At 55.6% G+C, this 21672-nt stretch carries 13 protein-coding genes, 2 tRNA genes and 1 pseudogene; 7 read left to right on the top strand and 9 right to left on the bottom strand.

Features of this window, described 5'->3' with window-relative positions; genetic code table 11:
- Positions 1-11: 11 nt before the first annotated feature.
- The 3 genes from gcvH to B9A24_RS11015 all read left to right on the top strand — a co-directional run bounded on the left by gcvH (position 12) and on the right by B9A24_RS11015 (position 2227).
- Entirely contained in the window at positions 12-392 is a 381-nt protein-coding gene (gcvH, locus tag B9A24_RS11025) for a glycine cleavage system protein GcvH (protein WP_084445636.1), read from the top strand.
- 18 nt (positions 393-410) lie between these two features.
- The gene (locus B9A24_RS11020; RefSeq protein WP_234997218.1) at positions 411-818 is read left to right on the top strand and encodes a VanZ family protein; all 408 of its coding nucleotides are present in this window, start codon (positions 411-413) and stop codon (positions 816-818) included.
- 86 nt (positions 819-904) lie between these two features.
- A complete protein-coding gene (locus B9A24_RS11015; RefSeq protein ID WP_084445630.1) occupies positions 905-2227 on the top strand; it encodes a M28 family metallopeptidase in 1323 nt (440 codons plus the stop codon).
- 296 nt (positions 2228-2523) lie between these two features.
- On the opposite strand, the gene B9A24_RS11010 is transcribed toward B9A24_RS11015, so the two are convergent.
- Positions 2524-3066: a hypothetical protein gene (locus B9A24_RS11010; RefSeq protein ID WP_143434904.1), complete on the bottom strand. Its 543-nt coding sequence runs from the start codon at positions 3064-3066 to the stop codon at positions 2524-2526.
- Between the two features lie 328 nt (positions 3067-3394).
- Positions 3395-4273: a YicC/YloC family endoribonuclease gene (locus B9A24_RS11005; RefSeq protein WP_234997199.1), complete on the bottom strand. Its 879-nt coding sequence runs from the start codon at positions 4271-4273 to the stop codon at positions 3395-3397.
- A 286-nt stretch (positions 4274-4559) separates the two neighbouring features.
- Here B9A24_RS11005 and B9A24_RS11000 point away from each other — a divergent pair, with 286 nt between their 5' ends.
- The 4 genes from B9A24_RS11000 to B9A24_RS10985 all read left to right on the top strand — a co-directional run bounded on the left by B9A24_RS11000 (position 4560) and on the right by B9A24_RS10985 (position 11664).
- Positions 4560-7418 carry a TonB-dependent receptor gene (locus tag B9A24_RS11000; RefSeq protein WP_084445622.1) on the top strand — a complete coding sequence of 953 codons (2859 nt, stop codon included), beginning with the start codon at positions 4560-4562 and terminating at the stop codon, positions 7416-7418.
- Between the two features lie 51 nt (positions 7419-7469).
- A complete protein-coding gene (locus B9A24_RS10995; RefSeq protein WP_084445619.1) occupies positions 7470-9005 on the top strand; it encodes a hypothetical protein in 1536 nt (511 codons plus the stop codon).
- A gap of 107 nt (positions 9006-9112) precedes the next feature.
- Complete coding sequence (locus B9A24_RS10990) at positions 9113-10348, top strand: glycosyltransferase (RefSeq protein ID WP_159452031.1); 1236 nt, start codon at positions 9113-9115, stop codon at positions 10346-10348.
- Between the two features lie 17 nt (positions 10349-10365).
- Complete coding sequence (locus B9A24_RS10985; protein ID WP_159452030.1) at positions 10366-11664, top strand: polysaccharide biosynthesis protein; 1299 nt, start codon at positions 10366-10368, stop codon at positions 11662-11664.
- Between the two features lie 28 nt (positions 11665-11692).
- Here the strand turns inward: B9A24_RS10985 and B9A24_RS10980 are convergent, their stop codons facing one another.
- The 7 genes and pseudogenes from B9A24_RS10980 to mutS form a co-directional block, all read right to left on the bottom strand.
- A complete protein-coding gene (locus tag B9A24_RS10980; protein WP_084445610.1) occupies positions 11693-12514 on the bottom strand; it encodes a class I SAM-dependent methyltransferase in 822 nt (273 codons plus the stop codon).
- A 124-nt stretch (positions 12515-12638) separates the two neighbouring features.
- Complete coding sequence (locus tag B9A24_RS10975; RefSeq protein WP_084445607.1) at positions 12639-13637, bottom strand: AAA family ATPase; 999 nt, start codon at positions 13635-13637, stop codon at positions 12639-12641.
- 120 nt (positions 13638-13757) lie between these two features.
- The gene (locus B9A24_RS10970; protein WP_159452029.1) at positions 13758-17789 is read right to left on the bottom strand and encodes a PAS domain-containing protein; all 4032 of its coding nucleotides are present in this window, start codon (positions 17787-17789) and stop codon (positions 13758-13760) included.
- A 146-nt stretch (positions 17790-17935) separates the two neighbouring features.
- Positions 17936-18018 (bottom strand) — tRNA-Leu (locus B9A24_RS10965).
- Between the two features lie 42 nt (positions 18019-18060).
- Positions 18061-18486 (bottom strand): annotated as a pseudogene (locus B9A24_RS23230) (HNH endonuclease signature motif containing protein); the annotation flags it as partial.
- A 150-nt stretch (positions 18487-18636) separates the two neighbouring features.
- A tRNA-Gly gene (locus B9A24_RS10955) sits at positions 18637-18712 on the bottom strand.
- Between the two features lie 205 nt (positions 18713-18917).
- Positions 18918-21641, bottom strand: coding sequence for a DNA mismatch repair protein MutS (mutS, locus tag B9A24_RS10950; protein ID WP_084445907.1), 2724 nt, complete (start codon positions 21639-21641; stop codon positions 18918-18920).
- Positions 21642-21672: the final 31 nt, after the last annotated feature.

Genomic DNA, 21672 nt, shown 5'->3' with positions numbered 1-21672 from the left:
TTTTGTCCCTTATGAATCTTCCCGAAAATCTGAAGTACACCAAAGAGCACGAGTGGGTGCGTGTAGAAGGCGACGTAGCCTACATCGGCATCACCGACCACGCCCAAAAGGAGCTTGGCGACATCGTGTACGTGGACATTGACACTCTTGATAAAGAGGTAGCGCAGAACGAAGTATTTGGAACAGTGGAAGCCGTAAAAACGGTTTCGGACTTGTTTAGCCCTATTTCGGGCACCGTGCTGGAAGTAAACAGCCACCTCGACGGCAGCCCCGAAACCGTTAACGCTGACCCGTACGGTGAGGGTTGGATTATTAAAATATCCGTTGCTAACCCCGCCGAAGTAGAGTCGCTGCTGACAGCCGAAGCGTACGGCGAGCTGGTAGGCGCTTAATTTCTCTGAACATTGGCAGTGTCTACCTCAGCGCCGCCTGCTTCTCCGCGCCGGGCCTATGTGGTCCTGCCGGGGACGTGGGCGGCGTTCATTTTACTTCTGACCCTCACGCCGAGCAAGGATATGCCGGTCACACCGACCTGGGAGTTGCTCTCTTTTGATACGGCTGCCCATGCTTTTGTATTTGCCGTGTTGGCGGTGCTTAGCTTTTTCTCAATACGGCGTCAGAGCCGCTTTCCACTGTTGCGCGCTACGGCTGTATCCTTTGTCATTATTGGGAGCATTCTTTTTGGTGGTTTGATTGAAATTCTGCAGTACAGCATGAACCTGGGCCGCCACGGCGAATGGTCTGATTTGCTCAGTGATGGCATAGGTGCGCTGTTGGGGGGCTTTTTGGCGCAGGTAGCTAGCCGGTGGATTAAGTAAAACCGCCACCTGCCCTTTTATGTAATAGTGAGTACTGGACGACAGATGGCACAAGGCGTTACCAGGTAGTTTTTAAAGCACACGCTATGCTGACTATCCGGCAACTAAATGCCTGCCTGTTTTTCGCGGCTGCGCGTCAGCTGGGGCTGCTGGCGGGTTTCTGGCTGAGCGTATCAGTTACGGCTTTGGCACAGGATATGGAACGTGTCCGCCAGAATATCCGCAGCCTTACGGCCCCTGCTATGCATGGTAGAGGCTACGTGCGTCAGGGCAACCAGAAAGCGGCCAACTATCTGCGGCAGCGCTTTCGTCAGCTTCACCTTCAGCCGTTAGCGCCTGACTTTACGCAACACTTCCCCCTCGATGTAAATACTTTCCCCGGAGATTTACGGCTTCAGGCTGGGGGGCAAAATCTAAGACCCGGCCTCGATTTTATTGCCGAGCCTACCTCCGGCGGAGGCCGCATTTCTGGGTCTGTTCTGGTTTTGGATACGCTCATCTTTACCAATGAAACCGTCGGGCAACATTGGCTTAACCAGAACCTGGGGGGCAAAATTGTGGTATTGCGCCAGCGCGACGCTGACCGCCTGCGCACCCTTCCCGATGCCTTCACGCAACACCTAGACCAAGCTGCCGCTCGCCTGACGCTAGTTACGAAGCTCACGGCCTCACTAGCTGCAACGCAGGACCCGCAGCCCCGCCTGCTTGTACTTACGGACCGTTGGCCTCCGCATGTCGCCCAAGCCATTATACAAGTAGAAGCTCGCCTCCAGCGCGACTACCGTAGCCAAAACATCATTGGCTACGTGCCTGGGCGTATTCACCCCGATTCGTTTCTACTCGTTACTGCTCATTATGACCATTTGGGGCACATGGGCAAGCAAGCGTACTTCCCCGGAGCGAATGACAATGCCAGTGGCACGGTCATGCTTCTGGAGCTAGCCACTTATTATGCCCAATCGGCCAATCGGCCCGCGTATTCTGTAGTATTTATTGCCTTTGGAGCCGAGGAAGCCGGCCTTGTCGGTTCTCGTTACTTCGTAGATCATCCTTTGATGCCGCTCACGCAAATCCGTTTTTTGGTTAACCTGGACTTGCTTGGCACCGGTGATGAGGGTCTAACAGTGGTAAATGGGCGTCTGCTGCCTGGCGCCTACCAGCTTCTAACTCGTCTGAACGATACGTATCATTTCGTTTCTGACATTGCGGCTCGGGGCCGCGCGGCTAACTCCGACCATTTTCTCTTTTCAGAACGTGGAGTACCTGCCTTTTTTCTGTATACCCGTGGTGGCAGTAAAGCTTACCATGATGTGCGTGACCGCGCTGAAACGCTGCCGCTTACGGCTTTCACCGGGGTCTTTGGTTTGATAAGACAGTTTTTAACTGCTATGGGAGCTACGCCACCATAGTAATTGAAAGCCAAGGTTTCATAAACCCATCGCCTCCAACAGATAGATTTACTATCTGATGTTACTATTACTCAGAATATCTATCGGGATAAATATTACGTTTGTCTGAGGTACCCTTGGCTGCCGTTAATACCAAAAGACAGTTCGTTTCATATCTAAGCAAGAGATGGCTGATATTCCTTTGGGAGCTGAGTGTATTTCTAAGTAGTGGTGATTAAACCTAAAAAGCACCTTAGCCCGGCCCAATTCCCGATATGTGAATTGGGCCGGGCTAAGGTGCTTTTGAATAAGCTGGACTACTGGTTAGTCTTTACGGAAGCCATGATCTGCTTGGCTACGGCTTCCCATTCTGGCTTCTGACGGTCGGCGCAGGTGAAGGTGCACATGAGCAGCTTGTCTTCCACATCGGTGAAGAAAATCAGTGTGTAAACCTCGTGGCCAAGCTCAGGCTTCATCAACTCCATGTAGCCAACCTTGCGGCCATTAATTTCCTTTACGCCGTTCTCAAACCACTTAGCGTCTTTGAACTGCTTCGTATAGGTTTTATAGAACGTAGCCGCATACATGTCGATCATATCCTGATCGGCAGCGTTATCGGTGTAGTTGAAAGTCAAGCTAGCTTCCTTGCTGTTGGTGAATATCATGCTCGGCCGGCTCTGCGACTTTGCGTAGTTAAACTCCATCTGCTGCTCGCTCATCACCTCAAATCCTTTCGGAATCAGGATCTCAACTCGCTCGCTTAACACACGCTTCTTAATTAGCTCAACTTCAGCGGCTGGCCGGGCTGCCGTCAGAAGGAGGAAGAGGCACAGAACAGGTAATAGTAAGACTTTTCTCATAGCCTTGAACCGAAAAAATGTGAAACTCAAAATAGAGCACTTATCCATGAAAGCAGAAGTAGCTCTGTTTGGATAACACAATTTACGAACCATTTATGAAGACGCAAGCGTATCATGGAAAAATAATTATTACAGCTGCATTAGTAGAACTTATTTAAGGACATAATCTTTAAAAACAAGCTTTAAACGAATAATTTGCTGCAAATAATTTTTTTCACTATGTGTGAAATCAATAATTAGCTTACAATAAATTATTTATAAAATTATATACCAATAAATATGATAAAAATACAAAATTTGTATCGGGAGTTATCCTCACCTATATTTATTAAAGAATGTTGTTGATCTGTTCTTTAACTTTTTCAAGCTCCTCTTTCATATCAACCACTAAGTGCTGCACTGTTGAGTCGTTAGCTTTGGAGCCTATCGTGTTTATCTCGCGACCCATTTCCTGAGCGATGAACGCAAGCTTTTTACCGCTGGGCTCAGGCAAGTAGACTGTCTCGGTGAAATAATGCAGGTGGCTAATCAGGCGAACCTTCTCTTCGGCAATATCAAGCTTCTCTATATAATGGAGTATTTCCTGCTCAAAGCGGACGGCATTAAACTGCTCATGCTTGGTTAGCTCGCTCAGATGGGTTTGCAGGCGTTGACGCACGTTTTCAATGCGGGTAGGATCATGACGGTCTATGTCTGCGAGCAGGATCCGGATACGATCAACGTAGCTAATGATTTCGGTAGTCAGCGCCTGACCTTCATTTTGGCGAAACTGGTTTAGATGCTCCAGCGCCTCATGCACTAAGGGCAATAACTCTTCCCAAGCCACTTCCTCCTCTGGCTCAGCCTGCATCTCGCTGGCGGTTAGTATCACTCCAGGCAGACGTAAAGCTGCCAGTAGTGTCTCTTCACTAGCATGAATTCCTAAGTCATGAGCTACGGCTTTCAACTCGTGAAATGCCGCCAGTAAGGCTGGTCGACTAACCATTGAAGTGGTACGGGCGGCCATAGGGCGCGTAAAGTCAAAGTTCAGATTCACTTTGCCCCGCACCAGACTTTTAGTTACCAGATTGCGAATCTCTAATTCCCGGTCCTGAAGAAAGCGTGGCAGGCGCAGGCTCAGATCCAGGGTTTTGGAGTTGAGCGATTTGATTTCAACGGTAGCCGAGTAGCGGTCGGTTTCGCGGTGTGCGATACCGTAACCGGTCATAGATTGAAGCATAAACAGGAAGTCGGGGGAGAGTGTGGACAGCTACAAATGTAAAGAACTCACTATTGATGCCTAACTGGTTGCTATCGTTCAGCTTCTTCTTGTAACTACTTGCTTTTCTGACTACTACTTCATAGATACCAAATAGATTACCATCAATGATGAATAATAATGAGTAGTAAAAACAGCTAGCCTATTGAAATAGGCGCGGTAGCCAAGCGGTTAACGATTACATAACACTCAGGAAATATTGAGCTAATAGCCCCCCGGTACTTTTGTACTCGTTATGGGAAACATCTGCTCAAAAAAGGCTTGTCTAGCCTTATTTTTCACCGTTTTTACCCTTACGGTAGGGTTTGCCCAAAACGGTAGTTTAAAAGGAACAATTAAGGACGCCACCACCCAGGAAGGCGTTATTGGCGGAACAGTCCGGTTGGAGGGCACGACGCTGGCCGAGCAAACCAATGTAGACGGCAGCTTTATCCTCTCGAACGTACCCGCCGGCACCTACACCGTCATTATTACATCGGTTTCCTACAAAAACCGCGAAATACCGCAAGTAGAAGTAAAAGCAGGCCAAACGGCTACCGTTAACTCGACTCTGGAAGAGGATACCAAGCAGCTCGGTGAGGTAGTCGTGCGGGGTGTACGGCGCACCAATACGGAGGTATCGGTTATCTCCGAAATACGGGAGGCTACGCAGGTAGTAAGCGGCATATCATCGGAGCAAATCGTTAAAACCCAGGACCGGGACGCCGCCGAGGTGGTACGCCGCATTCCGGGCGTGACCATCGTAGATAATCGCTTTATTCAGGTACGAGGCCTGAGCGAGCGTTATAATTCGGTTTGGCTGAATGATGTAACCGCTCCCAGCTCTGAGACGGACAAGAAATCCTTCTCCTTCGACATCGTACCTAGTGCGTTGCTCGACCGGGTGCTCGTGTTTAAAGACCCGTCGCCGGAGCTACCCGGTGATTTTGCCGGCGGATTGGTGAAAGTGTATCTGCGCAAGCCTGTACTCAATGAGCGTCTGCTGACGGTGAACTACTCCGGCGGCTACCGCAACGGCACTACCGGCAACACCTTTTTCACGGATAAGGGCAGCAATACCGACTGGCTGGGCTTTGGGGCTTGGCAGCGGGAGCTGCCGGGGGGCTTTCCGGTGCTTGGTTCGGCCTACCAGCAGTATGAGCGCGACTTTTATGCGAAGCAGCTGGACAACACCTTCCCGATCTTCAAAACCCAGGCGATGCCCGATGTGCGCTTCAACGCATCCTACCTGGACCAGATCAACATAGGCGGCTTGGAAATAGGCAGCATCTCTTCGCTTAATTACACCAATACCTTCACGCGCTACAGCATCGACCGCAATGTGTACGATGCCAGCGGAGAACGCACGGATCGTTTGCGCGATGATCAGTCGACCAATAATATCCGCTTAGGCGCTGTTCAGAATTTCAGCCTGATGCTCGATAACGGGGACAAGCTGGAGTTTCGCAACCTCTTCAACCAGTTTGGCCGCAACCAGCTCACCACCCGCGACGGCTACGATAATGAGGGCACGCAGGTGCGCAAAAGCTACGCGATGGGCTACCAGGGCCGCACCACCTACACGGGCCAGCTGGCGGGCACACATAGCTTCAACGACGAAAAAACCAGCCTCGAATGGGTGGGTGGCTACGGTTACTCCAGCCGCAACGAGCCCGATTTGCGCCGGGTAGCTTATTCTGTGCAGCCTGCGGGGGCAGCAGACGGAAAGGCTCCGACTGAAACCGTGCTAACACCGGCCGCTGGACAGGTAGACGTGAACAATGCGGGGCGTTTATTCCAGAAGCTGAACGAGGATATCTATACCATCAACGCCAACGGCAAGCACAAGCTCATGCTGGGCGAGCGGGAAGTGGAGCTGGGCGCGGGCACTTACCTGGAGTATCGCAAAAGGAACTTTGAGGCGCGGGCGTTTGGCTACTCGCTAAATAGCACCGCCACCGATCAGACCATTCGCAACCAGAACATCGGGAACATATTTGCCCCCCAGAACATAGCGCCAGGTGGTTTTCGCCTGGATGAAGACATCAACTCCACGTATCAGTATGGAGCCAGCAATGAGTTGGAGGCAGGCTACCTCTCGCTAAATATCCCGGTGACTCCCAAAATCAAGTTGCTGACTGGCGCGCGCTTTGAGCGCAACGTGCAGAAAATAGAAACCGGCCTGAATGGCCAGCCAGTAAACCAAAACTACACGACCAACTTCCTGCTGCCTTCGGCTAATCTGAGCTACAATTTTTCAGAAACCAGCCTGGTGCGCACTTCTTACGGTCGTAGCCTGAACCGGCCGGAGTTTCGGGAGTCGGCACCATTCTTCTACTACGATTTCGATTTCAATGTGCTCAACTACGGGTCGCTGTATCTGAACCCGGAAAGCCCCCTGAAAGTTGCCACCATCGACAACGTGGACCTGCGCTACGAGTTCTACCCTTCCGATGGCGAACTGATTCATGTGGGGGGCTTTTATAAGAACTTCCGCAATCCAATTGAGAACGTTGTAGTCGCCACTTCTAACCTGGCTTACTCCTTTGCTAATGCGCCCAGTGCTTACGCCTACGGCCTGGAGCTGGACATTAAGAAAAACCTGAATTTCCTGGATGAGGCGTTCAATACAGAAGCCTTCACCAATCTGACGGCCGTTTTCAATGCCTCGCTGATTAAGAGCGAGGTGAAGCTGGGCCCCGATGTTGTTGCTTGGGACCGCAACCGCGCGCTGCAAGGCCAGTCGCCTTACGTAGTGAACACGGGCCTGTACTATCAAACCTCCGATAATACCTGGCAGATGGCCGCCCTCTACAACGTATTTGGCCCCCGCATCCTCTTTGCCGGCAGCGACCAATACCCCGATGTTGTGGAGATGCCACGCCACACCGTGGATCTTACACTCACGAAGGCAATTTCCAAAAATTGGGCATTCAATGTTGGTATTCAAGACGTGTTTAACCAACGCGTGAACCTGCTCCAGGACTTCAACCGCGACAAGAAGTACGAGGTGGACACCGATCCTTCCCTGAGCAGCTACCGGCGCGGCACTTACTACACCGTCGGCTTGCGCTTCAACTTGGATGGCAAAGCCACTCGCACGCCCCTCCCCTAGTCTCCCAACCGCTTTTATCTAGCTCCAATCAGCCAACATTTCACCATTTGTATGAGAAAGAAGAAGCTATTACGCATCACCCCGCTGGCCTGTTCGGCAGCGCTGATGCTGACGCTGGCAGCCTGCGAGAAGGAAAACACGACGCCTGCCCCAAATCCGCCCCCCACGGGCGGCACCACCGGCACCACTCCCCCCGTTACGCCGCCTACTGGTCAATCGGTGGATGTGCAAGGTGAAATCACTACCAATACCACCTGGACTGCCGCAAATAAATATTTACTCAAAGGGTTCGTGTACGTGCGCAACGGCGCTACGCTAACCATTGAGCCCGGCACCATCATCAAGGGCGACAAGGATACCAAAGGCGCCCTCATTGTTGAGCCAGGGGCCAAAATTGAGGCAAAAGGAACAGCGGCAAAGCCTATTGTATTTACTTCCAACCAGCCCAAAGGCTCACGCAACTACGGCGACTGGGGCGGCCTTGTCATTGCCGGCAACGCACCAGTGAACCCCACTGACCGCCCTATTATTGAAGGTGGCCCTACTACCCGCTACGGCGGTACCAATGCTGCCGACAACTCCGGCACTCTACAATATGTGCGCATCGAGTTCAGCGGCATCGCCTTCTCACCGAATAATGAGGTAAACGGCCTAACACTGGCCGGCGTGGGCAGCGGCACCACCATCGACCACATTCAGGTCAGCTACAACGGTGACGACTCCTTTGAATGGTTTGGTGGTACCGTAAACGCCAAATACTTAGTGTCGCACCGCGCCTTCGACGATGACTTTGACACAGACTTTGGCTTCACGGGGAAAGTGCAGTTCGGGGTATCGCTGCGCGATCCGTTGCAGGCCGACCAATCGGGTTCGAAAGCGTTTGAGTCCGACAACGACGGCAACTCTTCTAATAATCTGCCGCGTACAGCACCGGTCTTCTCCAACATTACAGCCATTGGGCCTTTACTCAACCCCACGCCCCAGGCCAACATCAGCAACCAATACATTGCTGGCGCTCATCTGCGCCGCAACACTTCTACCAGTATCCTAAACTCGGTTATCATTGGTTATCCAACCGGGGTACTGATTGATAATGGTGTAACGGCGGCTCGTATTGCGGCTAATGAGTTGGTATTCAAGAATAATATCGTAGCCGGCTCGCTTATTAACTCCAACTCCGTGCGGGGCCAGCGCGACATCATTTACGTTGGCCCGGCCGGCGGCCCGAGCAACCTGACCCCAAATAGCGTGATGAGCGCTGACTCAGCCGCCTGGGGCTCGGCTGTTGGTCCGCTCACATGGCTGAAAGCCAGCGGCAACCGACGCTACGCCAACGCCGACAACGTGCAGCTATTAAACCCTTTCAATTTGACGGCGCCTAGCTTCCTGCCCCGCACGGCTTCCCCAATTGTCATCGTGAGCCCTGCAACTGCCCCAGCCGCACCCGCCAACTTCACGGATGCTAAGGTTTCAGATCCCTTTTTTACGAAAGTAAATTACATCGGCGCCTTCTCCGGCTCCGGCACATCAGCCGATAACTGGATGGCGGGCTGGACGAATTTTGATCCTCAGAACACTGATTATTAAGCTTATTCTTTATCTACTTTTGGTATATTATGAATAAAAAAGAGGCTCCTAAAGGGCTTCTTTTTTATGGGGTAGCAGGCCGACAAATAGTGCTTAGCTTAGACACCATGAAGCCGCGCGTACTCATGCTGCCCAAGTGGTACCCCAACCGCTACGACGACCAGGATGGCGACTTCGTGGCACGCCACGTAGCGGCAATAGCGCCCCACGCGGACGTAGCAGTCGTATTCGCGACGGTAGCCAGCGGCCCACTATCCGCCTGGACCGAGTGCGAGGAAGATGTGGATGGCGCAGTACCCGTACTGCGCTACTATTATCGGGCGCGACCAAGCGGGTTGCTTATAGTAGATAAGGTGCTGAAGCTGCTGCTCTATTATTGGTGCCTGGGGCAGGGCTACAAGCAGGTAGTGCAGCGCTGGGGGGCAAAACCTGATCTGGTGCATGTGCATGTACTCTTACGCACGGGATTAGCTGCACTGTGGTGGCGGTGGCGCTACGGCCTGCCTTACCTCATTACGGAGCATTGGACGCTGTATTTGCCATTTCGGTCCCATACTATTGGCTGGCTTCGGCGGCAGCTCACGCGGGTTGTCGTGGGCCACGCCGCCGCGCTGCATACCGTATCGAAGGCGCTACGAGGGGCTATGTGGAACCTGGGATTCAGGAATGACACCAGCGTAGTCATTGCCAACGTGGTTGATACAAACCTATTTTACCCCCCAGATGCCCCGCGCGTCCCACAGACGCTTTTGCATGTAGCCGCTTTTCACGAAAACGTTAAAAACCTGACGGGAATCCTGCGTGTGGTGTCTGGCTTACGCTCAACCTGGCCCGACTTGCGCTTGCGCCTGGCCGGTTACGGCCCTGATGAGGTTCGCGTACGGCACTTAGCTCAAGACCTAGGTTTAATAGCTGATGGCACGGTTACTTTCCTGGGGAAACTGCCGCACGCCGCCGTAGCCGCCGAAATGCAACACGCTACAGCGCTGGTTTCCTTTAGCCGCGCCGAAACCTTTGGGTGCGTGTTGCTGGAGGCCCGAGCCTGTGCCTGCCCCGTCGTGGCCACGCATACGGGTGGGGTGGCGGAACTGTTTGAGCCAGTGAGCCGCTTCGGCCTGCTCGTAGCCCCCGACGACGAAGTGGCCCTGGCTGCCGCCCTGACGGCGGTACTAACTGGCAGTGCATCGTTTGAGCCTGCCCAACTCAGCTCTGATGCTGAGCTTCGCTGTAGTCCGGCACGGGTGGGCAGCCAGTTTGCGGCGCTCTACACGAATATACTGCGGCCCGCTGGGGGGCAAAATTCAGTGCAACCCAGCCCTCATTCGGTGCTTGTCTCATGCTGAAGCGGGTTTTCCAAAATATGGTCACTCGGTTGGCCACAGCCGGGGGCAGCTTCGGGATTGTGTGGCTCACGGCCCGCTACCTGGGCGCAGCTGGCCGGGGCGCGGTCAGCCTCTTCGTCACCGACTGTGCGCTGCTGTTGCTGTTTGTCGGGCTAGTGGGGGGCGTCTCGCTCATGTACCTGGCGCCGCGCCGCAACGTGTGGAACCTGCTGATACCGGCTTACATGTGGGCCACAATGGTATGCACGGTGGGCGCGGCAGGGATTTGGGTGTGGCGGGCGGTGTCTTTCAGCTACGTGGGGCACTTGTTAGGCGTATGTCTGCTCCAGGCTTTCTTTCTGATAAATGCCGGGCTGCTGCTGGGGAGGCGGCAGGAAAGAACATACAACTCTCTGCTGCTACTTGCTACCGGCTTGCAAGGCGGCCTGCTCCTGCTGGCGTTTACGCTGGGGCATTGGCACGAAGTCGAGGTCTATTACTACGCCGCTTACCTGGCTCAGGGCATCCCATTTCTGCTGAGCCTGGGCCTGCTCTACCGCCTGCCCGACCGCTGGCAGCTGAGCCACCGGCTGCGAGCTTCGGCCCGCGAGCTGGCGCGACATAGCCGCGCCGCGCACTTATCCAATATCTTATCGTTCGTCAACTTTCGCCTCAGCTATTACTTCGTAGCCTATTATGCTGATGCTCATGCCGTGGGCGTGCTGTCGGTGGGCGTAGCGCTGACGGAAGCCGTGTGGGTGATTTCGCGCAGCGCCTCGCAAAGCCAGTACGTCGACCTGATTTATGCTGCTGATAAACGCTCCCAGCTGGCTCCTACCCTGCGCGGCATTCGGCTCACGCTGCTGAGCACGACAGTCATTGTGCTGGGCCTGTGCCTGGTGCCAGCCAGCACGCTGGCTGGCGTGTTTGGAACCGATTTTGGGGAAGCACGGCCCGTTATTCTACTGCTGGCTCCAGGAGTAATAGCTATGGCGGTCAGCATTATTCTCAACTCCTACTTTGCCGGCTTAGGGCGCTATCAGATCAACACGGCGGCGGCTATCTTCGGGCTTTGCGTCACGGTTCCGGGGTGCTGGCTGCTTATTCCTCCATGGGGAATTGAAGGGGCCGCCGCCGCCGCCGCCTTATCTTATTTGGTTTCGGCAGCGTATCTGCTCCGGGCCTTCCGGCGAGCCAACTCCATTCAGCTAAGCGAATTATTGCCCGGAAAAGCAGAGCTATATTACCTCGTTGCTTTACTCCGATGGCAGAAAAGCAAGGCGGAGCCAGCAAGGCAAGTGGAAGCAGCTGTTAAACAGCTCATTCAACAAGAGTAGCAATTGCTATTGAGCTTTCATCACCGGCCTACTGCTTGGGCTGGATATGCACCGAAAAGGCAGGTACTGGATCGGCCAGCGGATCGGGCGCAAAGGCAAGCAGCGCGGTGGGCGCGTACATGGCGCAAAGCGTATTCGACACTTGTACTATTTGCCCCCCGGCCCCCGACGGCAACCCAGCCAGAAGGCCGGCTAGCACTTCCCAGCGTGGTTGCCCCGGCTGGCGGGCCGCGTCGTGCCATACTACTACCGTCCGGGGATGCACCAAGTGCTCAAACACGCGGCGCGTGTCGGTGCGCACTGCTTCGTAGTGATGGTCGCCGTCGATAAATATCAAATCAAACGGCTGACCCAAACCGGCCAGGTCAAAAGTGGCTGAGTTGCCGTGGAGGTGCCGCACGTTAGGAAAATCCTTTGAGAAAAACCCGTGTAGCTCCGTGTAGCGCGCAGGCTGGCCCATAGCCAGCATTTCGGCCACTGATAAGTTGAGCGTGTGCACCGTGTGGGCCACTTGCGCCACGTTGGCAGCACTTTCCCCCCGCCACGTCCCGATTTCGAAGTAGCGACAAGCCGTCATAGAACGGGCTAGACCGCGCAGCAATGCCAGGTCGGTGGGCAGGGAGCCGCCCTCCCGAAAGGCGAAAGGCTGCACGGTATCACCGCTGGAGGGCAAAAATAACGTGAGAGGAACAGTCGGCAACCCGTGCGCCGTCAGGCCGTGGCGGTTGGCGGCGTGGGCCAGGGCCCGGCGCTGCCACGACGCTTCATCGGCGGCCAGTACGTGGTTGAGCAACCACGGATTTCGCATGAGGCTACTCAGTGCCCGCAGGGTTTTGGTAAGGCGAGACATACGGACTAAGTGGTGAAATTGTGAGTGGTGAGATGGTGAGTTTGATGTTCTGGCTGAATCATCAACGCAGTATGCGTTTTAAGAACATCAAACTCATCAGTTCACCATATCACAATCTCACTGCTCAGCTGATCGGCACTTTTTTCAGAATGGCCTCAATCAAATCCTGGGTGCGGATGCCATCGGCTTCGGCTTCGTAGTTGAGCAGAATGCGGTGGTTGAGCACGTCGGTGGCTACTTCTTTGATGTCTTCGGGCAATACATAGTCGCGGCTGTCGAAGAAGGCGACGGCTTTGGCCGCGCGGTGCAAAGCGATGCTGGCCCGCGGGCTCACGCCAAACTGCACGTACTGGGCAAACTCGGCCAAATCGTACTCGGCAGGCTTGCGGGTGGCAAATACCAGCTCCACAATGTACTTCTCCAGGGTTTCCGAAATCTGAACCTGATTGATCAGGCCGCGCACGCCAAACACGTCTTCCTTGGTAAGCACTGGGCTCACTTCGCCCACGTAGCTCAGGTTGGCCATGCGCCGCATTACCTCCAGCTCGTCGGCTTTCTTGAGGTAATCGACATACACTTTCATCATAAAGCGGTCGACCTGGGCCTCGGGCAAAGGATAGGTACCCTCCTGCTCCACGGGGTTTTGGGTGGCCAGCACCAGGAAAGGCAGATCGAGCGGGTAAGTGGTTTCGCCGATAGTCACCTGCTTTTCCTGCATAGCTTCGAGCAGAGCGCTCTGCACTTTGGCCGGCGAGCGGTTTACTTCGTCGGCCAGCACCAGGTTGGCGAAAATCGGCCCCTTCTTGACTTGAAACTCCGACTGATTCTGATTGTAAATCATGGTGCCTACCAGGTCGGAGGGCAGCAGGTCGGGCGTGAACTGCACGCGCTGAAAATGCAGGTGCAACACTTTGGAAAGTGTGCTGATGGTCAGCGTCTTGGCCAGGCCCGGCACTCCCTCCAGCAAAATATGGCCCCCAGTGAACAGCCCGATCAGCAGCCGATTGACCATGTACTGCTGGCCCACTACCACCTTGCCTACTTCGGCAAATACCTGCTTTATTTTATCCTGGTAATAAGCGAGCTGATCGGCAGCGGAGGCGGTGGGGTCGGGGGCGGCCATAGGGGAGAGCAGGAAAGAAAGGCTTAAAAGTAGTGAATACGACGCTTGCGGCCGCAAGCGTCGTACAACTCCGGTTTTGCGGCCGTAGTCTGTTTATGACTCTATTTTCACCTAGCCTTCTTAGGTGGCAGCACCGCCCACCTGATGCTGCGAGCTGAAATATACCCGGAAGGTAGTACCCTCTCCCACTGTGCTCTCTACCTCTAGGCGGCCACCGGCTTGCTGGATAATCCGATTGACTAGGTGCAAACCCATGCCGGAGCCCGCTACGTGGTCGTGGAAGCGGCGGAACATTTGAAACAGCTCCGCGCCATGGCGGGCCATATCAATTCCCAACCCGTTATCGGCCACCGTGAGTACGGGCACGCCGTCGACCAAATCGGTGCGCACCCGGATGTAGGGCGGGCGGCCGGGCATGGCGTACTTCAGGGCATTGCTGAGCAGGTTATAGAGCACACTTTGTAGGTTACTACGCACAAACAAGAGCGTGGGCACGGCGTCGGTATTCAGCTCAAATTTGCCCCCCGCCTCCTCCACCTGCTCCTGCATGCTACGAATAACCGACTGCGCGAGCAACTTAACATCGACCGGCTCGGCGGGCACCTGCTCGTGGCGGCGCTGTACCTGCACCAGGTCGGCCAAGTCCTGGATGGTGCCATAGATGCGCTGCAAGGCTTCCTCAAACATGGCGATGAGCTCGGCCGTGTCGGGGTCCTGAAAATGCGTGGTGCGGGTCAGCTCCTCAAAAATGCCCGCCATATTGTAGATGGGCTGTCGGAGGTCGTGCGAAGCGGTATACACGAAGTTGTCCAGGTCCTGATTGATGCGAATCAGCTGGGCATTCTGCGTTTGCAGGTGCTGTTGCGCCTGCTTGAAGTCATCAATATCGGTGCACGAGCCAAACCACTTTATTACTTCACCCGCGGCATCGCGCAGGGGCTCGGCTCGGCCCAAAAACCAGCGGTAGCCCCCCAAGCGCGACACAAATCGATACTCTATCTCATATTTGCCCCCCGTGCGGGTCGCTTCTTCCCAAGCAGCCTGGGTGCGCTGCTGGTCATCGGGATGAATAATATGCAGCCACGCCACGGTACCCAGGCTTTCGCTTGGGTGGCGGCCCGTAGCATCCCATAATTGCTGATTAAAGTAATCGACTTGCCCGTCGGCGTCAGCGGTCCACATGATCTGGGGAATACTCTCGGCCAAGAACCGGAACTGCTCGTCGCGGCCCCGCAGCTCGGCCTGTAGAGCCGCGGTTTGTTGGCGGGCCTGAACCTGCTGCGTCACATCAATGCTGAACCCAAGAATACCCTGGGTCTGCCCGTGCTCATCCTGCAATGGCTGGTACACAAAGTCCAGATAGTACTCCCGTCTGCCGCCTGTTTCAGGATCGAGAAGATACACAGGAGTTTCCCGGCTTACGTAAGGCTTTCTGGAATTGTATACCTCATCCAGTAGCGCCACGAAGCCCTGCTCTACCATCTCCGGAAGCAGGTCGGCCACTCGCTTGCCAATCTGTATGCGTCCACCCATGAGGGCATTATAGCCGGGGTTAATGAAAGTATAGCGGTGCTCGGGGCCGGTTACGGTAGCGATGTAAGCCGGCACCTGGCTGAGAATCTGCTGAAGCTGCTGGTCTTTTAGCACCAGCTGTTCCTGTAATTCGCGTAGCTCGTGAATGTCGGTGTTCGAGCCAAACCAGCGCCGGAGCCTGCCCGTGCTCAAGTCCAGATCGGGCACGCCCTGGCCTAGATGCCAGCGGTACTGCCCATCGTGACGGAGCACCCGAAACTCGCGGCGCCAGGGCCGCAGCTCATTGGCGGCAGCTATTACTTCGTTTTGTAACGCCGCCAAATCATCGGGGTGGACGGTATCAACCCAAAAGGCCGACAAATTTGGGGTAAGCTTGTTGCCTGAATACGCATACCACTGCGGACTTATATAGCTCAGTCGCCCGTCGGTTTCGGTCACGAAGGTGATGAGCGGCAGGCTCTCGGCCATCATTCGCAGCTCCCGGTCGCGCCGACTGATTTTGGCTTGCAGCACCTGGGTTTGCCGGCGCGCTTTTACCTGCTCGGTTACGTCGTAGGCAAAGATAGCGACGCCCACCGTGGCTCCATCCTCCTGGAAAACCTGATAGGTAAAGTTGAAATACAGGTATTTCGGGTTGCTTCCGTCCCTACTCTGCACCTGAAACGGCAGTTCGTCTCCAAAAAAGGTTTCGCCCGTGCGGTACACCCGGTCCAGCAATTCGACGAAGCCCTGCTCTACCGTTTCGGGCAGCGCCTCGGCCATGGGTCGCCCTAGCAGCTCCAGGTCGGGAAACAGCGCCTGATACCGAGGATTAAAGTAGTCGAAGCGATGCTCGGGGCCGCGCAGAATGGCGATGCTGGCTGGGGTCTGCTGAAAAAGCTGATAAAACGTTTCGCGCTGCTGCACCAGCTGCCGGGAACCTGCCTGCACCTCCTGCATCAGCGCCTCCGTCCGCTGGCGGGCGCGTACCTGCATAGTTACATCCACCACAAAGGCCAGGATGCCATGGATTTCCCCCCCAGCGTCACGCAGGGCCTGGTACGTAAAGTCGAGGTAGACTGGCTGCCGCTGTCCGCTGGCCGGGTCCAGCAGCTCAATCAGGATTTCCTGCCCGACGAAGGTTTCGCCCGTGCGGTACACATTGTCGAGCAGGTCAATAAAGCCTTGTTCTACCAGCTCAGGCATACACTCAACTACCGGCTGGCCCAGGCGCGCCCGGTACCCTACCAGTCGGTCGTAGCCGGGGTTAGTGAAAGCGAAGCGGTGCTCCGGCCCCTCCGCCGTAGCAATAAGTGCCGGACTTTGCAGCAGTATCTGGTGGAGCTGCTCATCTTTCGCCGCCAATTGTTGCTGGAAGCGCTTCTGCTCATCAATGTCGGTATTGGTACCTACCCAGCGCGATATGGTACCATTTGCCGCCCGAACAGCTTCGCCACGGGCCAGAAACCAGCGGTAGCCGCCTTGCTGATCGCGCCAGCGGTGCTCGGTTTCAAACACCGTTCCCTGGCTTAAGGCCGTTTGCCAGCGCTGCACGGTGGTAGCCAGGTCGTCGGGGTGGAGAAAACCTTCCCAGCCCCAGTCCTGCATTTCTTCAAAATTACTCCCCGTGTAGTCGTACCAGCGCTTGTTATAATAGGTTACGCCCCCATCAGGCCGCGCTACCCACGCCATTTGAGGCAAGCCTTCCATTACCTGCTGAAACTGCTGGTCCTGGAAGCGTACTTCCTCCATCAGCTCAGCCGCGCGCTGCTTGGCCCGGACCCGCTCGGTTACGTCCACCCCAAATACCAGTACTCCCTGCGTTTGCCCCTGCTCATCCGTCAGGGGTTGCAGCACGCCATCAAAATACAGGGTTTCACCGGCAGAGTTGCCTGCCGAAGCAGGCTGCTCGGTCGGCATTTCGATCAGCTCAAACGGTACTCCCGTCTGATATACCTGGTCTACTAGGCGGATGTAGCCAGTAGCAACCAGCGAAGGGCGGGCTACGGCAGCGGGCAGGCCAACCTTTGCCGTCTCGCCCAACAATTGCTGGGCTTGCGCATTGATGAAGCCATACACATGATCAGGGCCCAAAAGAGTCGCAATCTGAGCCGGTACCTGCCGTAAGATTTGCCGTAGCTGCCGGTCAGACGCCATGAGCTGATGCCCGGAGTTATCCTCCTGCCCACCGTCTGCGTTGGAAATCCATTGCCCGGCCGGGCCGGCGGCTTCCGGTCTAGTAGCTACGGAAGTACTAGCGGGCAGGGCCTCTACGCTATACAGAAGGTAGCGAATTTTGTCCCCCGCGCCAAATACCGGCCATGCCCGAGTGTGCCAATTGCCTGCCACAGCCGACGTATTAGCGGTTGGCAACGCTACGGGATTTGTGAGCAATGTATGCTCATAAGCAGTATGATGCTCCAGCACGTAGCGTAATGACGCATACAGACTTTGCCGGGCCGGGCCCTCCTCAGGCAATACCTCCGCCATTGCTTTGCCCAGCAGTTGCGCCTTGGCTTTTCCAGCTGCTGTCTCCAGTCCCGCCGAAACCGCTACGACAACTAAATCGGGGTCGCAAGCCAGATAGCTACCTGGCAGCGTCTCAAACAAGGCTTGATAATCAACTGAATCTGGGGTCATACAAGCATAGCAACAGCCTCCAGGTGCAAGTACGGCACCCGACATTTATCATATAAAGTAACGTACGCTGTCAAGCCGAATTCAGCGCACCAATATCTGACATAAAGTAAAAAGCCCCCCGCATAGTTGGCGGAGGGCTTTTATAGTACCAGAGACGGGAATCGAACCCGTACGCCTATTCGGCAAGGGATTTTAAGTCCCTCGTGTCTACCAGTTCCACCACTCCGGCTTTTGCCTGGTTCTTGCCCCGATAGCTACTTATCTGAGCGTGGCAATTAGGGCAAAGTAACTGCAAATTTTCTATTCTATGATCATTATTTACGCCATTAATGTGATGCAGCTCCAACGGAATAGGCATACCACGCCACATTTTCAAGGCACAAACTTCACACCGTTCCTCCTTATAGCCTTCCTCTATCAACCGATTATGCAGGCCGTGGGTATAAGAGTAAGCAGAGTCTCTGACCAGAATATCAGTCAGTTGAAACGACTTGCCGAAGCTACGGTACCTATCTCCCACATTCCAACCTCTGCCAGTAAAATGGCTCGTATCAAGGGCCAATTTATTGCTGCGCGCTTGCACCGTCTTATAATTGCCCCCCGCCGGCACCAGCCCTAACCGCACAATTACCTGTGCTATCGATAAGCTCTGGGCTACTACTTCGCGAAACTCCTCGTCCGATATTTTTCTTCTCATGCAAAAGCTGCTTGCACAAACATAGCACTCTCGTTGAGAATAGAAGACACTACTTATCAAGTAAAATATGTGTCTACCTTTTTTCTGATAAGCTTAGCGAACGGGCTAAAAACAAAAAAGACGCTCCATTTAGGAAGCGTCTTTTTTGTTTGGAGCGGGAGACGAGGTTCGAACTCGCGACCTCGACCTTGGCAAGGTCGCGCTCTACCAACTGAGCTACTCTCGCTTGAGGTACGCCGCCGAAGCAGCGAATGGTGCGACAAAAGTACAACGGATTTCGCTTTTGTCAAGAGGTAGAGCCACATTTTTCTTGAATCGCTGCCCTAAAAAGGTGCTTGGGCCTCAGTATCAGGCACTTTTTTTTAGTCGCAGCTTGTGTTGACTGCTTGGGTTTTGCTGATTCGGATGAAGCGACTTCGGGGTCAGCAGAATCATTTGCCCCCCAGCGCCAGCTTCAGCTCATTAAGTTTAAGTAAGGCTTCGATGGGCGTAAGGGTATTCACATCGAGCTGCTGAATCAGCTCCCGCACGCGCTCCAGGGCTGGGTCGGCGGGCTCAAACATACTGAGCTGCAAACTCGGACGCGGGGCGGTGGCTACGGCTGCGGCAGGCTGAGCCCTCGGCCCGCGCTGGGGAGCATTTTCGGGTGCCTGGCCGTTGAATTGCAGCACCTTGCCGCCGGTTTCGGCGGGCTGGGGGGCATTTTCGAGGCCAGCCAGCAGCTCGTCGAATGCGGTGGGCGCGTCGGCCTCCGGGTCGCCGGCGTGGGCGCGCTCCTGCTCTAGGTGGTGCATGATTTCGTTGGCCCGCAGCACCACCGAAGTCGGCATTCCGGCCATGCGCGCGACGTGAATGCCGAAGCTGTGCTCCGAACCGCCGGCCACCAGCTTGCGCATAAACAGGATGCGGCCATCGGCCTCCTTCACGGCCACGTTGTAGTTGCGTACGCGCGGGCAGTCGTCGGCCAGCTGGTTCAGCTCGTGGTAGTGGGTGGCAAACAGCGTTTTAGCCCGCGCTTTGGGCGAGTTGTGCAAATGCTCCACGATGGCCCAAGCAATGCTGATACCGTCGTAGGTGCTGGTGCCGCGCCCGATTTCGTCCATGAGCACGAGGCTGCGGTCCGACAGGTTGTTCAGAATGCTGGCCGTTTCGGTCATCTCCACCATAAAGGTACTTTCGCCCTTGCTCAGGTTGTCGGAGGCCCCTACGCGGGTAAAAATCTTGTCAATCACGCCGATAGTCGCCGCCTCGGCCGGCACGAAGGAGCCGATCTGAGCCAGCAGCACGATAAGCGCCGTCTGGCGCAGCAAGGCCGACTTACCGGCCATGTTGGGTCCCGTAATCACCACGATTTGCTGGTCGTCTTGGTCGAGGCAGATGTCGTTGGGAATATAGGCTTCGCCGGGGGGCAATTGGCGCTCAATCACGGGGTGGCGGCCCTGGCGAATATCGAGCACGCTGCCGTCGTTCACCGTAGGCTTCACGTAGTTATACTGCCGGGCCGTGGCCGCGAACGAGGCCAGGCAATCGAGCACCCCGATGGCGCGGGCATTCTGCTGAATCTGGGGCACGTAGTCGGCGGCGGCTTGTACCAGCTCGTTATAGATATTTTGCTCGATGACGAACAGACGGTCCTCAGCGTGCAGGATTTTCTCCTCGTACGTTTTCAGCTCCTCCGTAATGTAGCGCTCGGCATTCACTAGGGTTTGCTTGCGAATCCAGGCGGCCGGCACTTTGTTCTTGTGGGCGTTGGATACTTCCAGGTAGTAGCCAAACACCTTATTATACGCCACTTTCAAGGACGAAATGCCCGTGTTCTGCTGCTCGCGCTGCTGCAATTGCAGCAGGTAGTCCTTGCCCGAAAACGCAATGCTCCGCAGCTCGTCCAGCTCCTTATCCACGCCATCGTTCAGAACGTGACCCTGGTTGGTAAGCACGGGCGCGTCGGGGCGGATTTTGGTCGTAATGTCGGCGCACAGGGTCTCGCAGGCATTGAGCTGGTCGGCCAGCTTCTGTAAGGCCCGGATGCCCGAAGCTGCCAGTACCGCCCGGATCGGGCCGATGGCCTCCAGCGCCCGGCTCAGCTGAATCAGCTCGCGCGGATTGATGCGGCGCACGGCCACCTTGGAAATCAGCCGCTCCAAATCGTTTATCTGCCGCAGATGCTGGGTTATTTCGCCCAACAGCTCGCTGTCGGCCAAAAGGGCCTCCACCGTATCCAGGCGGCGCTGAATCTGGGCGGCTTCCTTGAGCGGCAGCACTACCCATTTGCGTAGCAGGCGCGCCCCCATGGGCGTTACGGTCTGGTCCAGCACGTCGATGAGCGGTACGCCGCCCAGGTGCTGGGGCTGCACCAGCTCCAGGTTGCGGACGGTAAAGCGGTCCAGCCACACGTATTTATCCTCCTCCAGCCGCCCGATGCCGGCGATGTGGCCTACGTCATTGTGCTTGGTTTCGGCCAGGTAGTGCAGAATGCAGCCCGCCGCCGTGATGCCCTCGCGCAGCCCATCGATGCCGTAGCCTTTGAGCGTGGTGGTTTTGAAGTGACGCGTGAGCGTATCGTGGGCGTAGTCGAAGCCGAACACCCACTCATCGAGGGCGTAGTGGCAGAAGTCGGGGCCGAAATGGTGCTCAAACTCCTGGCGGCTTTTTTTGCAGAACAACACTTCAGCGGGGCCGAAATTCTGGAGCAGCTTGCCCAGGTAGGGCACATCGCCCTGGGCCACCAGAAACTCGCCGGTGCTGATATCGAGAAAGGAAATACCAGCCTCCTGCTTGCCGAAATGCACGGCGCAGAGGTAGTTATTGGACCGGCGGTCCAGCACGTTATCATGAAACGACACACCGGGCGTCACCAGCTCCGTCACGCCGCGCTTCACCAGGCCCTTGGCCAGCTTGGGGTCTTCGAGTTGGTCGCAGATGGCCACGCGCTGCCCGGCGCGCACCAGCTTGGGCAGGTAGTTGTCGAGGGCGTGGTGGGGAAAGCCAGCCAGGGCCACCTCAGAGGAAGTACCCGCTCCGCGCTTGGTAAGCACGATGTCCACGATGCGGCTCGTAGTCACGGCATCTTCGCCGAAGGTCTCGTAGAAGTCGCCCACCCGGAACAGGAGCAGCGCGCCGGGGTACTGCTGCTTGAGTTGGTAGTACTGCCGCATGAGCGGCGTAGTTTCCAGCGTCGGGGCCACG

Origin of the sequence: Hymenobacter roseosalivarius DSM 11622, assembly GCF_900176135.1 — a bacterium.
GTDB classification, from domain to species: domain Bacteria; phylum Bacteroidota; class Bacteroidia; order Cytophagales; family Hymenobacteraceae; genus Hymenobacter; species Hymenobacter roseosalivarius.
The sequence above is the reverse complement of the archived record's forward strand: the minus strand, read 5'-3'. Positions and strand labels throughout refer to the sequence as shown.